The sequence below is a fragment of the Baekduia sp. genome, from assembly GCF_035318805.1.
Classification (GTDB): Bacteria; Actinomycetota; Thermoleophilia; order Solirubrobacterales; family Solirubrobacteraceae; genus Baekduia.
On record NZ_DATHDY010000068.1, the window covers coordinates 1 to 14,811 of the forward strand.

At 72.6% G+C, this 14,811-nt stretch carries 16 protein-coding genes, 1 tRNA gene and 1 pseudogene; 7 read left to right on the forward strand and 11 right to left on the reverse strand.

Annotation, left to right across the window (positions count from 1 at the left end):
* Positions 1-472: 472 nt before the first annotated feature.
* Positions 473-637, forward strand: a complete 165-nt coding sequence (locus tag VK501_RS28790; protein ID WP_349261027.1) for a helix-turn-helix domain-containing protein — start codon at positions 473-475, stop codon at positions 635-637.
* Here the strand turns inward: VK501_RS28790 and VK501_RS15860 are convergent.
* Positions 609-1,937 carry a tyrosine-type recombinase/integrase gene (locus VK501_RS15860; protein WP_324338976.1) on the reverse strand — a complete coding sequence of 443 codons (1,329 nt, stop codon included), beginning with the start codon at positions 1,935-1,937 and terminating at the stop codon, positions 609-611. The genes VK501_RS28790 and VK501_RS15860 overlap by 29 nt on opposite strands.
* A gap of 131 nt (positions 1,938-2,068) precedes the next feature.
* Here VK501_RS15860 and VK501_RS15865 point away from each other — a divergent pair, with 131 nt between their 5' ends.
* Entirely contained in the window at positions 2,069-2,368 is a 300-nt protein-coding gene (locus tag VK501_RS15865) for a DUF6444 domain-containing protein (RefSeq protein WP_414641186.1), read from the forward strand.
* Between the two features lie 446 nt (positions 2,369-2,814).
* Here the strand turns inward: VK501_RS15865 and VK501_RS15870 are convergent.
* Positions 2,815-2,888 (reverse strand) — tRNA-Arg (locus tag VK501_RS15870).
* 75 nt (positions 2,889-2,963) lie between these two features.
* Between VK501_RS15870 and VK501_RS15875 the strand changes: the two genes are divergently transcribed.
* Entirely contained in the window at positions 2,964-3,620 is a 657-nt protein-coding gene (locus VK501_RS15875) for a peptidyl-tRNA hydrolase (RefSeq protein WP_324338979.1), read from the forward strand.
* Between the two features lie 28 nt (positions 3,621-3,648).
* Positions 3,649-4,017: a DUF1330 domain-containing protein gene (locus tag VK501_RS15880; RefSeq protein ID WP_324338980.1), complete on the forward strand. Its 369-nt coding sequence runs from the start codon at positions 3,649-3,651 to the stop codon at positions 4,015-4,017.
* Here the strand turns inward: VK501_RS15880 and VK501_RS15885 are convergent.
* The gene (locus VK501_RS15885; RefSeq protein WP_324338983.1) at positions 4,004-4,381 is read right to left on the reverse strand and encodes a GtrA family protein; all 378 of its coding nucleotides are present in this window, start codon (positions 4,379-4,381) and stop codon (positions 4,004-4,006) included. The genes VK501_RS15880 and VK501_RS15885 overlap by 14 nt on opposite strands.
* A 119-nt stretch (positions 4,382-4,500) precedes the next feature.
* Between VK501_RS15885 and VK501_RS15890 the strand changes: the two genes are divergently transcribed.
* On the forward strand, positions 4,501-5,478 hold the full coding sequence (locus VK501_RS15890) for a phytanoyl-CoA dioxygenase family protein (RefSeq protein ID WP_324338985.1): 978 nt from the start codon (positions 4,501-4,503) through the stop codon (positions 5,476-5,478).
* Between the two features lie 3 nt (positions 5,479-5,481).
* Here the strand turns inward: VK501_RS15890 and VK501_RS15895 are convergent, their stop codons facing one another.
* The gene (locus VK501_RS15895) at positions 5,482-6,921 is read right to left on the reverse strand and encodes an FAD-dependent oxidoreductase (RefSeq protein ID WP_324338987.1); all 1,440 of its coding nucleotides are present in this window, start codon (positions 6,919-6,921) and stop codon (positions 5,482-5,484) included.
* Positions 6,918-7,394 (reverse strand): Lrp/AsnC family transcriptional regulator, encoded by a 477-nt coding sequence (locus VK501_RS15900; RefSeq protein ID WP_324338988.1) that lies wholly within the window; start codon positions 7,392-7,394, stop codon positions 6,918-6,920. Before VK501_RS15900 ends, VK501_RS15895 begins: the two co-directional genes overlap by 4 nt.
* A gap of 182 nt (positions 7,395-7,576) precedes the next feature.
* Between VK501_RS15900 and VK501_RS15905 the strand changes: the two genes are divergently transcribed.
* Positions 7,577-7,807, forward strand: coding sequence for a hypothetical protein (locus tag VK501_RS15905; protein WP_324338989.1), 231 nt, complete (start codon positions 7,577-7,579; stop codon positions 7,805-7,807).
* A 362-nt stretch (positions 7,808-8,169) separates the two neighbouring features.
* Here the strand turns inward: VK501_RS15905 and VK501_RS28970 are convergent.
* Positions 8,170-8,469, reverse strand: a pseudogene (locus VK501_RS28970) (cupin domain-containing protein); the annotation flags it as partial.
* On the reverse strand, positions 8,466-9,959 hold the full coding sequence (locus tag VK501_RS15910) for an MDR family MFS transporter (protein ID WP_324338990.1): 1,494 nt from the start codon (positions 9,957-9,959) through the stop codon (positions 8,466-8,468). The pseudogene VK501_RS28970 and the gene VK501_RS15910, both read right to left, overlap by 4 nt.
* A 90-nt stretch (positions 9,960-10,049) precedes the next feature.
* Between VK501_RS15910 and VK501_RS15915 the strand changes: the two genes are divergently transcribed.
* Positions 10,050-10,724 carry a TetR family transcriptional regulator gene (locus VK501_RS15915; protein WP_324338991.1) on the forward strand — a complete coding sequence of 225 codons (675 nt, stop codon included), beginning with the start codon at positions 10,050-10,052 and terminating at the stop codon, positions 10,722-10,724.
* Between the two features lie 56 nt (positions 10,725-10,780).
* Here the strand turns inward: VK501_RS15915 and VK501_RS15920 are convergent, their stop codons facing one another.
* The 4 genes from VK501_RS15920 to VK501_RS15935 form a co-directional block, all read right to left on the reverse strand.
* Positions 10,781-11,854, reverse strand: coding sequence for a hypothetical protein (locus tag VK501_RS15920; RefSeq protein ID WP_324338992.1), 1,074 nt, complete (start codon positions 11,852-11,854; stop codon positions 10,781-10,783).
* A gap of 1 nt (position 11,855) precedes the next feature.
* Complete coding sequence (locus VK501_RS15925) at positions 11,856-12,119, reverse strand: MoaD/ThiS family protein (protein ID WP_324338994.1); 264 nt, start codon at positions 12,117-12,119, stop codon at positions 11,856-11,858.
* Positions 12,120-12,494 carry a VOC family protein gene (locus tag VK501_RS15930; protein ID WP_349261028.1) on the reverse strand — a complete coding sequence of 125 codons (375 nt, stop codon included), beginning with the start codon at positions 12,492-12,494 and terminating at the stop codon, positions 12,120-12,122. It abuts the gene before it with no gap.
* A 244-nt stretch (positions 12,495-12,738) separates the two neighbouring features.
* Complete coding sequence (locus tag VK501_RS15935) at positions 12,739-14,721, reverse strand: PKD domain-containing protein (protein ID WP_324338997.1); 1,983 nt, start codon at positions 14,719-14,721, stop codon at positions 12,739-12,741.
* Positions 14,722-14,811: the final 90 nt, after the last annotated feature.

The following is a 14,811-nucleotide window of genomic DNA, read 5'->3' on the forward strand; positions in this document are numbered from 1 at the left end:
GACTGCTCTCCGCACACACCACCTGCCGCCTCCAACACCGCAGCCTGCACGCCTACCTCATCGACGTCCTCACCGCCCGCGCCGCCGGCCATCCAGCGCCGCTGCTGACCTAACCGGCCAGCAGGACACTGAACGCCTACGAAAACCCTGGAATTACCAGGGCTTCCGTGAGTCGGGGAGACAGGATTTGAACCTGCGACCGCCCGGCCCCCAGCCAGCGATCGGTGAGGAAGTCACCTGCGGATGCCGCGCCCTCTCATCGTCCCCAACGCGGCGGAGCCAACTCATCCGAGGGGTGATCGGTAGGTCAGTCGACTCCGTAGATGTGAGCCACCTCAGGACGTCAACGCAAGCCGATTGCGCCCAGACCTTGAGGCCGGAGCCATGACGGGCCCCTTCGTCCGGCCCACGATCGCCCGGCGACCCGCGGCCCCAGATCCCTCCGAAGCCCGAGCGCGTCACACCAAGTCTCATGACAGCTCAGCAGGTCGGAGACCTCCACAACGGAGTGCCGGCCTCCACGGTTCACGCGTGGGCACGAAGCGGCTACCTACCGAGTGTGAAGATCGGGCGTCATCGACGATTCGTCCGCGACGACATCCTCGGTTTCATCGAGCGTCAGCGTGCGCCGCTGTGAGCCCCACCGCGTCACCGGCCGACGCGAGCATCCTGCGGAGCGCCTCATCGGCCATGGTCGCGTGCGTCGCCTTAGCCGTCCGGTGCACGCACTTCATCGTCGTCGAGATGTCGCGGTGCCCCGCGAACGCCCTGACGTCTGGGACGGGCCAGACATCGACTGCCCACGAGCAGTAGGAGTGGCGCAGGTCATGGAACACGATCGGCTTCTGCGGATCGCCGTGCTTGTCGACATCTCCGCGCAGGTTCGCGAACCCCGCACCGTCCAGCGAGTCATAGAACAAGCTCCGTACGTCCTTGTCGGCGATTCTCGCTCCACGATCGGTCGCGAACACGTAGTCGTCTGCGTCCGTCCAGTGCCTCCGCCGGCTCAGCGTCTCGAGCCGCCGAGCAAGTTCATCAACCAGCGGTACCGACCGTACGCGCCCGCCCTTCGTCGTCGAGCGCTGCCCCGCCGACGCGTTGGCCCGGACATAGATCATCCGCTTGGCCCAGTCGACGTCACCCCGACGCAGCTCTCGGATCTCGCCGAGCCGCAGCCCCGCGTAAAACGCCACCGAAACGACCGCGACTTCGCGCGGGCCAGTGCACGCACGGACGACGGCCTCAAAGTCGATCGGCGACAAGATGTTGAAGTCGTCGCTTGCCCTGACCGAGATGCGCTCGGCATCCACGCAGGGATTGGCGTCAATCATCTTGCGACGCTTGGCCAGCTTGAACACGCTGCTGCACAACGTCATGACCTTCTGCGCCGTCCGGGACGAGAGGTCTTCACGCGCCAGGAGGTCGCGACGGAACCGCTCGACGTCGTCGATCGAGAACGTGTCACCCACGACTCGGCCCCTGACAACACGACGCAAAGGCGTCTCGGCACCGAAGCGCGGCAGCAGATCGTGCCGCGCGACGTTGCGATAATCGCGCACCGTCGATGGCTTGCGCTGCTTCTCGTGCTCGACGTACGCCAGCCATTCCGCGACCGCGTCCCCGAAGGTCGCCGTGGCTCCCGGTCCGGCCAGCGCGAACTCGGTGGCAGCCGGCTCCCGTGGCGCAGCCTCGAGGATCGCGCGCAGCGCCGCCGCGGCCTCCTCCGGCGTCAGGTGGCTGGGCGTCGGCTTCTGCCCATCCGCCGATCGCCAGATGATCGCCCCGCGTTGAGTCTTGCGTCCCGAGTCCTTCACGTGCGCGGGACCCAGGAGGCGCTGGTGCCTCCCGTCGGCGTCGCGCCAGAGCGCAAACCAGCGGCGCGAGCCCCGTTCACCCTTGACCTGGAGATGCCCTGTTGGCTTGGTGAGCTGGCTCATGTGTTCCCCCGCCGCGACCGCGCTTCGGACACGTAGGGAACACGAGTTGGGAACACGGGTTCAAGTCGGAGCAGTTCGAACCCGATCGTATTATGTAAGCGTTCAGTTGGTTTGGGGGACATGACCGGGCGGTGTCGAATCTCGTGGTGTGGAGGCGGGCGGACGCCGAAGCGATCTATGAGCGGGGTCGTGATGCGGTCGTGTCGGTGTTGTTGGCGTTGTCGGCGCAGAACGAGCGGCTTGAGGCGCAGGTGCAGAAGCTGACCGCGACGGTCGCCCGGCAGGACGAGCGGATCGCCACGCTCGAGCGTCAGCTGGGTCGTTGCTCGCGGAACTCTTCGCGGCCGCCGAGCGCCGATCCGCCGAGCACGCCGCCCAAGCGCGGCACGGATCGGGTCGGGTCGCAAGCAGGGTGCGCAGACCGGGCATGAGGGCAAGGGTCGCCCGTTGCTGGCGGCGTGGGCGCTGGAGTGAGATCGTCGGGCACTGGCCGGCGGGCTGCGACTGCGGCCATGTGTTCGCTGAGGCTGACCGGGTCGCTGATGGTGAGCCGGCGCGCCGCCGGGTCGAGGAGCTGCCGGTGATGGCGGTGCGCGTGACCGAGCATCGGTGCCAGCGCGTGCGCTGCCCCGGCTGCGGCGCCCAACGCCGCGGCACGTTCCCGGCCGGTGTGGCCGCCAGTGCGTTCGGCCCGAGGCTGCAGTCCGCGATCGTGACGTTGTCGGTGCGCAACCGCATCAGCCGTCGCGACGTCGTGGAGCTCTGCGAGCAGTTGTTCAGCTCGCGCATCTCGACGGGGACGGTCGACGCGATCCTCGCTCGCACTGCCGACGCGCTGATCGTGCCGTGCGAGGACCTGCTTGAGGTATTTCGTGAGCGCCCCCGGTTGGACTCGAACCAACGACCTGCGGATTAGAAGTCCGCTGCTCTATCCAGCTGAGCTACAGGGGCGGGGTCGGTCGGTGCCGACGTGCGAATCCTCGCATGTGTCAGCCCGGGCGCCCAGCACCGCTAGCGTGGCCGCCCATGGAGCCCGACGACCCGTACCGGATGTTCCTCGTCGTGAGGCGAGGGGCGTTCGACGATCTCGAGACGGGTGGGGTCCTCGCGGGGGCGGCCGCGGTCGCGTGCCTGCGCCGGTTCGCCGACGACGCCGAGTACGCAGAAGCCATCGAGGCATGGAGGGAGCGGCCCGGCAAGGTCACCTTGCGCGCGCGAGGCGGGCAGTGGCCAGAGGTCCTGCAGACCGAGGATCACGCGATCGCCGGCGATGCCGACGGCGCCGCGGTGCTCGCCCTGCCGCCGCGGCGTCGCTCGGAGCGCGGCGAGCTGCTCACCAAGCTGCAGGCGATGTCGTCGGAGCTCGCACCCGCGCCGGTCACCGCGTCCGCGCCGGCGCCCGACACCGACGGGCGCATGACCTACATCTTGAACCCACGCCTGGAGATGAGCTCGGGCAAGACCATCGCCCAGATCGCCCACGCCGCCACGATGTCGGCGGCCACCGGCGCGCTCGAACCCTGGGTCGAGCAGGGCTGCCCCGGCCGCGTGCTCGTCCCCGAGCGCCAGCCGATCTTCGACGACCTCTGCGCCTCCCCCACCCTGTCGGCCAGGGTCGAGGACGCCGGCCTGACCGAGGTCCCGCCGGGCACCATCACCGTGCTGGCGATCCCGCCGCGCTGACCGCCCCGCACCTGCGAGGCTGCGCGCCATGAGCGTCGATCCCACCGGCCAGGACCTCAAGCGCTTCCTCGAGGAGGACGACGGCGCGCCCGTCACGATGCTGAACCTGCTGCGCTTCAAGCGCGACGGCGGCCGCCGGTCCTACGCGGCGTACTCGGAGGCCATCGTGCCGTTCCTCGAGCGCGTGGGCGGCACGGTCGTGTACTTCGGCGAGACCGGCACCGCCCTCGTCCGCCCCGACGCCGACACCGACTGGGACGCCGTGCTGCTCGTGCGCTACCCGTCGCGCGCGGCGTTCTCGCAGATGGTCGCCGACCCCGAGTACCAGCGGATCACCCATCTGCGCACCGAGGCGCTGGACGCCGCGGTCCTGCAGCCCACCGTCACGCGCGGCTGAAGACCCAGCGGCGCCCGACGAGGTAGGTGGCGGCGGGCGTCACCGGGAGCAGCACGGCCTGGGCGACGATCTTGTCGGCGCCCAGCACGTCGACCGCGACGGCCAGCAGCACGAGGTTCAGCGCCGTGGCGCCGCCCTGCGCGGCCAGCCAGCTCATCCAGCCCCGCACGGTCGGCAGCCCGCCGCCGAACGTCCAGTGCTCGTGCAGCCAGTAGCCCAGCGACGCCGACAGCGCGAACGCCACGATCGCCGACAGCAGGTACGGCACGCCGACCAGCACCCCGGCCGTGTAAAGGCCGAAGTACGTGGCGGCGTTGAAGCCGCCGACCAGGCCGAAGCGCGCGAGCTCGCGGAGGCGTGCCACGTCTGTAGGTGTACCGCCTCGGGGCGGGCGCATGCCGCCCCACTGGTGGGTCGCGCGGGAACCTTCGCCGGGATTTCCGGTGAGAGGTTCCCGCGCGGCCCACTAGATTGTGCGAGTACATGGACGTCCAGCAGCAGTGGGAGCAGGACGGCTACCTCGTCCTGCGCGGTGCGGTCCCCGCCGAGGCGGTCGGCGCCTACGCCGGCGACGTGCGGCGACTGCGCGACGGCCTCCTGGTGCGCCGGCCCGGCGACGACCAGGCGTCGCTGGCCGCCCACGCCGAGCCGGGCGAAGCGGGGGCGATCGACCCCTACTCGATCTCGGAGGCCGCGCGCGCCGTGCTGCTCGGCGAGGCGGCCGTGGCGACCCTGACCGAGCTCCTCGACGGTGCCGCGCCCCTCCTGTTCGACGCCACCGAGGCGCTCGCCGGCGCCCCCGAACCGGGCCCGTACCGCGACGCGACCTACGTGGCGGTCTCGCCCCCCGAGGCGCTGGTCGCCGCCGCCGTCGCGCTCGGCGACGGGCCGGTCGAGATCACCGTCTTCGCCGGCTCACAGCGGATCGCGACCACGCCGTTCAGCGGCCGCTACCGCCACGTCAACCTCGAGCGAGACGGCGAGGCCGCCCTGGCGCGCCACCGCGCCGAGGTCGCCGCAGCGCTCGCCACGGGTGAGGCGGCACCCACCGCGCTCACCCTCAGCCCCGGCGACGTGCTGCTCTGGCAGGCCGACCTGATCCACGAGCCCATCGCCGGCGACGCCCTCGTCGCTCACCTCTGCCCGGTCGGCGCGCAGCCGGCCTGGTTCGCCTACCGGCCCGAGCGCGCGGGCCGCGCCGCCGTCGGCGCCGCCTGGATCGCCACCCAGCACTACGACCTCGTCGACGCGGTCGAGCCCGAGCCCGTCGAGCCCGCGGCGCCCCAGGACGACGAGGAGACCGAGCACGAGCTCCGGACCGTCGAGAAGGCGATGCGCGCCCACGACGACCGCCCGCCGGACGCACCGGCCGCGCCTCCGCCCGCTCCGCCTCCGGGGCGCCGCGGCGGCGGCATCGTCGAGACCGTCCGCGGGTTCATGGGCCGCCGCGGCAACCGCTGAGCGTCAGCGGCGACGCCCCCACAGGCGTGGCTCCAGCGCCCGCGGCGTCGTGAACCACACCAACTTGCGCAGCGCCTCGGTGATGCGTCCCGGCGCCTCGCCGCGCTCCTCGGCCGCCTCGGCCCGCCGCACCGCGTCGCGGACGACGACGCCGCCCAGGATCCGGGCCGGCTCGGGCGGAAGGTAGCTCGGCGGCCCGTGGGTCAGCGCGTTGTCGGTGAACGCGTCGGCCATGCCGAGCGCCCGCCGTCCCAGGATCCGCGCCAGGAACGCGCTGGGCGCGACGCCGTTGCCCGAGAACCCCGTGGCGTAGTGCACGGTGTCGTGGTCGCCGAGCGTGCCGGCGAACGGCAGGTGCCCCGGCGCCCGGTCCACGGCGCCGCCCCAGGCGTGGGTGAGCGCGACGTCGGCCAGCTGCGGGAACCAGCGGCGCAGGTCACCGGCGACGACGCCGACGGTCGCCGGATCGACGAAGTGGCCCGGCAGGACACGTCCGAACGACCCGATCGCGCCGCCCCCGCGGCCGAAGGCGATCCGGCCGTCGCGCGTGACCTGCGCGTAGTGCACCAACAGCCGCGCGTCGCTCAGCAGCTCGCCGCCGGTCCACCCCAGCTCCTCCAGGCGCTCCGGGATCGGCTCGGTCAGCACGATGTGCGATCCGACGGGCACGACCGCCCGGCGCAGCTCGCGCAGCTGCGACGCCCATGCGCCGAGGGCCAGCACGACCCGGCCGGCTTCGACCCGCCCCGCGGACGTGGTGACGACCGCCGGCGCGCCGCGGCCCAGCCCGATCATGCGCGTGCCCTCGAAGATCCGCACGCCGCGGCGCAACGCGACCCGCCGCAGCCCGCGCGCCAGCAGCGCCGGCTGGATCGCCGCCGAGTCGGTGACGCGCACGCCGCCGACGATCAGCGGCGAGCCGGTCCGCGCGCGCAGCTCACCGGCCTCCATCGGCTCCAGGAAGCGCTCGCGCCCGATCGCGCGCGCGGCGCGCATCGGCCCGTCGAACGCACCGAGCTGGGCGGGCGCGGTCGCGGTCCACAAGGACCCGGCGCGTCGCAGGTGGCAGTCGATGCCCTCCTGCGCGCAGAGCGCCTCGATGCGGTCGATCGCCGCGGTCGACTGCTCCGCCAACCATGTGGCCTGCTCGGCCCCGAAGCGCGCCAGCAGCGCGTCGAGCTCGTCGTGCCAGCTGGTGGCCCAGCCGCCGTTGCGGCCGCTGGCGCCGAAGCCGCAGCCCTCGGCGTCCAGCAGCACGACCGACGCGTCGGGCGCCTGCTCGGTGATCTCCAGCGCGGTCCACAGGCCGAGGAACCCGCCGCCGACGATGCAGACGTCGGCGCGCACGGTCCCGGCCAGGGGCGGGCACGCCGCTCCCTGATCCTCGGCGAGCGCCTGCTCGAGCCAGAAGACCGGCCCGACGGTGGGCTCCTGCGGGCTCATGCGAGCTCAGCCGTCGTCGCGACCTCGCCGACGCCCCAGCCGTACGCCATCTTGTGGATCTCCAGCACCAGGAACGACTCGGTCGACAGCACCCCGTCGACGTGGTGCAGCCGCTGCGTCAGCACCTCGGTGAAGTGCGCGGTGTCGCGGCAGACGACCTCGACGATCACGTCGTAGGACCCGGCGATCGCGGCCACGTACGACGTCTCCGGGAACGCGGTGATCGCATGGCAGACCGCGTCGAGCGAGCCGGGGCGCACCTTCAGACCGATGAGGGCCATGCGGTCGAAGCCGATGCGCAGCGGATCGGCGATGCCGACGACCTGCAGGACCCCGGCCTGCTCGAGCTTCTGCGCGCGGTAGCGGACGACGCTCTCCGAGACGCCGAGCTCGGTCGCGATGCGGCTGTAGGGCCGGCGCCCGTCGGCCTGTAGGGCGCCGATGATGCGCTTGTCGATCTCGTCGAGCTTCATGGGACCGGCGGCTCATTCATTTCTTGGATTCCTCAAGACTGACGTTCCGAAGTTGCGTGATCCACGGTCGTCCGGCCCAGAAATACCGGAGTCGGCAGACCGGTGTCAAGGTGATCGATCTTCCTCATGGCGGCATCGCCCCGGCGCGAGCCTGATGCCCTAGCCTCAGCCTCAGAGCGCCAATGCAAGAACGGATCGATGACCTGAAGGCCGAGGCGCGCCACGCGCGTGAGCGTCGCGATCTGTACCAGGCCAAGATGTACGGGTCGCGTCCCACGACGCCGGGCCGCATGCGCGAGCTCGAGCGCGAGCTGGCAGGCGCCGAGGATCGGCTGCATCTCGCCGAGCGCCGTGCCGCCGCCGCCAAGCAGGCGCGCGACGAGGCCGACGACGCCGGCACTCCGCCGCGGTGAGCGCGCCGCCGGGCCGCCTCCGCGCATGAAGCGCTGAGCAGCTGTCGGCAGGTCGTACGCGTTCGTGCGCCGGCGCACCCGCAGGCCCCCAGCGTCGCCCGGGTGCCGGTCGTCGTCGGCGTCATCGGTCGGTGTTCGGCGTCGCCTCGCGGGGGATCTGGGGGCCGACCACCGTGGTTGGCGGCACGGGCCGCTGTGCCCAGGCGGGCGGTTGCACCCCGGCTCGTCGTGCGGCCATCTGCCCGAAATAGGGCTCGAAGCCGGCGGGCGTGCAGACGATCAGCGTCCGCCCAGGCGCGTCGCTGTGGTTGGCCCACGTGTCGTGGACGCCGCGAGGCGCGAACGCCCAGCAGGTACCGGCTCGGCGCGTCGCTGAGGTTGGCCAGCGTGTGGACCGTGTCGCCGGGCGCGAAGAGCAGCGTGTTCGGGCCCGCGCTGACGAGCTCGTCGCCGACCTGGAAGGTCAGCTCCCCCTCGAGCACGTAGAAGGTCTCGTCGAAGGCGTGGTGGTGCAGCGGCGGGCCGGGCCAGCCGGCGGGGACGGTGAGGGCAATCGCGCTCACCGCCGCGCCGGTCTCCTCATTGCGCAAGAGGATCGTGGCGTCGATCGGTTGGTCGGGCATGGTGGCTCCTTGGTCATCGAGATGGGCAGCGTCGGTCATGACGGGGCCGGGGTCGGCTCGCGCGCGGACGCACGGTCTGCGGGCGCCGGGGTGCCGGGCGGCGCCTGCTGCAGCGGGCGCTCCTCGAGGAAGAGCACGATGAGCAGGGCCAGCGCGGCGAGCGGCGCGGCGACAAGGAACACCGTCTGGGCTGCCTCGGCGACGTCGGCGCGGCCGGCGCGGCTCAGGGTCGCGACGTCGCCGCCGGTCGTGCCGGCGTGGGCGGCGAACACGGCGCCGAGGACTGCGGCGCCGATCGCGCCGCCCAGGCCGCGGAAGAACGAGGTCGCGGCCATGGCGATGCCCAGTTGGCGCCGGTCGACGTCGTTCTGCACGGCGACGGTGAGCACCTGGCCGACGACGCCGAAGCCGAGGCCGAAGACGACGAGGCCGATCGCGGTCAGCGTGCGCGACGTCTGCGTCGCGGTGACGGCGAGCCCGACGAGGCCGGCGGTCATGAGCGCCAGCCCGCCGATCGGGAATGCCTTGTAGCGCCCGGTGCGGGCGATCACGCGGCCGGCCACGTGGGTCGAGAGCGTGATGCCGAGCATCATCGGCACGAGCAGCAGCCCGGCCTGCGTCGGCGTGGCGCCCGTGGTGGCCTGCAGGAACAGGGGCACGAACACCATGACGGCGAACAGCGCGGCGGTGGTGAGGAACAGGCTCGCGCTGACGACCCCGACGGTGCGTGTGCGCAGGAGCTGGAGCGGGACGATCGGGTCCGCCGCGCGCCGCTCGCGGACGACGAGCGCGAGCGCAAGGACGAGCGTGGCCGCGAGCAGGCCGATGATCGTCGCCGAGCTCCAGGCGTAGCGGTCGCCGCCCCAGACGCACGCGAGCAGCAGCGCGCCGGTGGCTGCGGCGAGCATTCCGGCACCGCCGAGGTCGAGCCGGTGGGCCGGCCGCTCGACGGTGCCAGCGGGGAGGTGCAGGTGCAGCCCGCCGAGCGCGGCGAGCCCGAGCGGCAGGTTGAGGTAGAAGACCCAGCGCCAGCTGACGTGCTCGACGACGAGGCCGCCGGCGAGCGGCCCCGCGATGGTGGCGACCGCGAAGGTGGCCGCGATGTAGCCCTGGTAGCGGGCCCGTTCGCGCGGGCTGACGAGATCGCCGACCGCCGCCATCGCCAGCGACATCAGGCCGCCCGCCGCCGCGCCCTGGACGGCGCGGGCGACGATCAGCATCGTGATGGTCTGGGCCAGGCCGCAGAGCGCCGACGCGGCCAGGAACGTCACGAGCGCGATCTCGATGAGGCGTTTACGCCCGTGCCGATCACCGAGCTTGCCCCAGAGTGGCGTCGTTGCGGCGGCGGCGACCACGTAGGCGGTGACGACCCAAGAGACGTCGGTCAGCCGGCCGAGGTCGCCGGCGATCGTCGGCAGGGCGGTCGCGAGGACCGTCTGGTCGAGGACCGCGGGCAGCATCGCGAGCACGATGGCCGCAAACGCGACGGTGACCTGGGAACTGCGACCACTACGACCAGCACTGTCCATGTCGCCTCCAAACAGATGGTGTTGCTCAAAACCTAGTGCAGCTCCAAAACAAGTGCAAGCCAAAGGTTCGTGTCGATACACTCGGCCGCGATGCGAGAAACGCACGACGAGTCCCCGCCGGGGCTGCGGGAGCGCAAGAAGCAGCAGACGCGCCGGTTGATCGCCGAGACGGCGCGGCAGCTGTTCGCCGAACGCGGCTTCGAGCGCGTCACCGTCGCGGAGGTCGCCCGCGCGGCCGACGTGTCCCAGCAGACGGTCTTCAACTACTTCCCAACCAAGGAAGACCTCGTCTTCTGGCGGCTGGGCGCGTTCGAGGACGACCTGCTGGCGACCGTCCGCGACCGCTCCCCGGGGGAGTCCGCGTTGGCCGCGTTCCGGCGCTTCGTGCTCGGCGGGCGGGGCCTGCTGCGCTCCGCGCAGCCCGAGGCGCGCGAGCAGCTGGCAGCGCTGACGCGCACGATCGACGAGAGCCCGGCGCTGCTGGCCCGCGAGCAGCAGATCTTCGCCGGCTACACCGACGCCCTGGCGACGCTGCTCGCCGAGGAGACGTCCGCCGACGCCGGCGACATCGAGCCATGGATCGCGGCAAACGCGATGATGGGCGTCCATCGCGCGCTCGTGCGGCACGCTCGCGGGCGCGTTCGCGACGGCGCCCGCCACCCCGCTCTGGCCAAGGAGATCCGCGCCGGCGGCGAGCAGGCCTTCGCGCTGCTCGAGCTGGGTCTCGGCTCCTACGCGGTGGGAGCGCCGCGCGGGAGCGGCTGACCACCGCCGGTCATCGCGGCGCGCGGGTCCCGACCCGGCGATCCGCCCGATCCGGCCTAGCCGGTCGTCTCCGAGGCGCGCACGCTGTACACCGGCGGCAGGTGCGCGGCGGCGGTGTGCCAGCTCGCCCCGGCGTCGCCCGACCCGAACACGTCGCCCGACGTCGCGCCGAAGTACAGCTCGAGCGTCTCCCCCTCGCCGGCGCGGTCGAACGCCTGGCGCAGCACCGTGAGGTAGGCGTCGCGGGCCGGCAGCCCGTTGCCGCGGGCGGTCCAGGTGGCGCCGGCGTCGCGGGTCTCGTACACCGCGACCCGCCCCTCGGGCGTGACGCGGTCGAAGTCGCCGCTGAGCGGGATCACGTACGCGCTGTCAGGGTCGGCGGGGTCCACGACGAGCGGGAAGCCGAAGTCCGACGGCAGGCCGCCGCCCACCTCAGTCCAGCTCTCCCCCGCGTCGTCTGACCGGAAGACGCCGCCGTGGAACTGCATGAACATCCGCTCCGGGCGGCGCGGGGCGCGCACCATGTCATGGACGCACAGCGTCATCGTGTCCTCCGGCGCGTCGTCGGGCAGGTAGCGCGCGCTCAGGCCGCCGTTGCCGTGCCGCCAGGTCCGGGTGCCGTCCTCGGTGAGCCACACGCCCACCGCGGAGAGACCGAGCGCGAGCCGGTCGGGCTCACCCGGCCACGGCACGATCGAGTGCAGGCACAGCCCGCCGCCCCCCGGCTGCCAGTCGGGGCGGGTGGGGTGCTCCCACAGCGTGCGGCACAGCTCCCAGCTCGCACCGCCATCCGTGCTCGAGAAGAGCACACCCGGGTCGCCGCCCGCGTACAGCGTGCCGTTCCCGTCGCCGACGATCACCCAGATGCGCTCCAGGGCAGCGTCGCCGCCGGCCGGGAGCGCGATGCCCTCCGCCTGCTGCCAGTCGCCGGACGGGTCGTCCGTGAACCAGATCTTGGGGCCGTAGAACGGCGATGTCACCGTCGCCAGCGCCCGCCCGGTCGACGGATCGCGCATCGCGTACTCCACCGGCTCACCGGCGAACGCCCGCGCCGTGACCTCGAACCCGTCCGCCGGCGCGCCGTCGAGCACGAACAGGCCCTTCTTGGTCCCAACCAGCAGCTCCGTCATCTCACCCTCCTGAGATCGCCTGGAGGACCTCGACCCGGTCGGCGGCGCCGACCGGCGTGTCCTCGGTGCCGTGCTCGCCGTTGACGAACACGTTGATGTGCCGCCGGATCCGCCCCCGCTCGTCGAGGATCCAGCCGCCCATCGCGGGGTGCAGCCGCTCCAGCTCACGCAGCAGGTCACCGACGCTGTCGCCCGCGACCGCGTGCTCGCCGCAGCCTCCGGCAAGGTCGCGCAACGGCCCGCTCCGCAGCTTGACGACCGACATCTAGCGCTCCTGGAGCATCGACAGCACGTTCCCGGCCGGGTCCTTGAACCAGGCGATGTAGGGGCCGCCCTCGCGCATGATGCCGCGTTCGTCCTGCGGCATGTCCGGGTAGCGCTCGAACTGCACGCCGCGCTCGGCGAGCGCGGCGACGGCCGCCTCGATGTCATCGACCGGGAAGTTCAGGATCGTGTAGTCGGCCGGCGTGTGACCCGGCTTGGGGTAGACGAGGGTCGGGCGCGCGCCGCCGGCCAGGTGCAGCGTGAGCAGGCCGTGCTCCTCCGAGGTCCTGATGCCGAGGGTGTCGCCGTAGAAGTGCTGCGCCGCTGCGATGTCGTCCACGGCGAAGCCGCTGAATGCCTTCGTGTCGCCGAACATGGAGTAGAGACCGGCCGGCGGCGCGAAACTCATCGCGCCGCCGGACGAACGCTCTCGCACCGGTTCCCGAAGCGCCTGAGGAGTGCGGCTGGTGCGTGTGGTCTTGAGATCTCGGTCTCCCGCCCACTTCTGGATGGTGACGACGTCGACGCCGCCTGTTCGAGCAAGGCATCGCGGCGGTCGGCAGCCTCGGCCAGCGCACCCGTTGCCACCGCGGAGCGCCGAACGCCCGCGAACGCCGTGCTCAGCGGGCGCGGACGATCCTGAGGCGTAGCGTCACGGCCGCCGCGGTCTTGTTGCCGGCGGCGTCGGCGGCGGTCGCCGAGGCCCGGTAGCGCGCCGGCGCCAGGGCGCGCTTGCCGATCCGGCCCGAGAAGGCGATGGTGTTGGCGCCGGCGCGTCCCGCGGCCGTGATCGAGCCCGCCGTGCGCAGCGCCGTGCAGGGCTTGGCACCGCTGCCGCGCGCCGGCGCTCCCGCGACGCAGCGCGAGCCGGAGCGATGGCCGGCGACCTCGCGCTGCAGCGCGATCGTGACCTTCGCGGCCTCGCTCAGCGTGAAGCCCAGCATCGTCCCGCCCTTGGCCTTCTTCCCACGGCGCGCGGCGGATCGCACCGCGAAGGACGCCGGCGCCGCGCGCAGGCGCGTCAGCCGGGGTGCGGTGGTGTCGAGGAGGGCCGGCGTTGCGCCGCCGGGAGCGGGCGCGCCGACGGGCGCGGCGGCGACGTCGAAGGCCAGGACGACCGATCCGGAGTCCGCGCCGGGATCGGTCACGGTCAGCGTCGCCGTGTGGGCCCCGGGCGACGCGAAGACGTGGCTGGCCGCCACGCCGCCGGCCGAGCCACCGTCGTCGAACGTCCACGCGTAGGTCAGCGCGTTGCCGTCGGGGTCGCAGGAGGTGGAGCCGTCGAACGCCACCGGCTCTCCCGCGACCGCCGCGGCGGCCCGTGTGGCGCGGGCGGTGGGGACGTCGTGGAACTCGAGCGCGCCGAGGTCGGTGCGGGCGGTGCAGTCGCCGTTGCCGTCGAGCGACCGCGGCCGGCCCGCCAGGTCGATCGGCGACTCGAGGGCGAAGGGCGCCGCCGGATCGCCGGCGTCGATCAGGGGCGAGTCCTTCAAGAGGCGGTAGTCGCCACCGGCCGGGTCGACGAAGCGGGGGTCGACGTTGACGTCGCCCACGCCCGGAAACGGCGTCGTCGAGCCCGAGCTGCCTGCGACGGTCCCGAGGACCTGGTCGCCGGCCGGGTCGTAGTCGGAGTAGCTGGTGGTGATGGTCGCCGCGGTGCCCGCGCCGCCCAGGACGCGGGTCCGAGCGTGGGTGAAGCCACGGATGATCGTGTTGTGCACGTCGATCAGCGCCGCGTAGCCGGCGTTGGTGCCGTCGGCCCAGAGGCCGGAGGTCGCGCCCGAGGTCCCGATCACCGTGTCGTGGTCCAGGCGCAGCGTCGGGTTGGTGCTGTTGCCGGTGCTCGCGACGACCGCCGCGGAGGTGCCGGGCTGGACGATCACCGAATCGCTGATCCGGGCGTTGGCGCCTCGAACCGAGACCGCGTTGCCGCCGGGACCGGCGGTGGCGCGCACGCGCTCGAAGGTCATGTTGTCGGTGTTGATGTTGAGCGGCTTGGTCGCCGTGATCGTCGTGTTGCGGACCGTCCCGCCCGGTCCGTTGGCGCCGATCCCGGCGATCGGCCCGCTGAGCGGCAGCGTGATCGTGCTGTCCTCGAGCGTTGCGCCGGAGACCTGGACGGCGTTGGCGCCGTTGAGCGCCGGGTTCGACGTGACCGCGATGCGCCGCGCGGTCGCCCCGTGGAGGTTGAGCGCAATGAGGAACCCCTGCGCGGCCGCCCGCAGCAGGATGACGATCCCGACGTCTCGAAGGACGGCGCCGGCCGCCGCGTTGAGACATAGGACGGTCGCCGTGTCGGTCGGGCCGGTGAGCACCGTCAAACCGGACCCGGCGCCGATGATCTGCGGCGTGAACGTCGGGTGGTTGTAGGAGAACCCGCTCGTGCTCGGCGCGGTGTAGACGGCGGCGCCGAGCAGCACCCGATCGCTCGTGCCAGCGGCGGCATTGAGCGCGGCCTGCACACCGGCGCCCGTCGCCGCGAACGTATTGCCGACGGTGCAACCCGTCGCCGGCGCGACGCAGTAATCCGCCCCCAGCGCCTCGCCCGATCCGATCGCGGTGGCGAGAACGGCCACCATCAAGGCCCGGCGCAAGAGTCTCATCGTCGCGCAGTATCGGGGCGCTCGAGGCGCAGCACAGTGTCGCATCGGTCTCAGCCGTGAAGCGAACCGCGGGTCAGGTCGGGAGGGCAG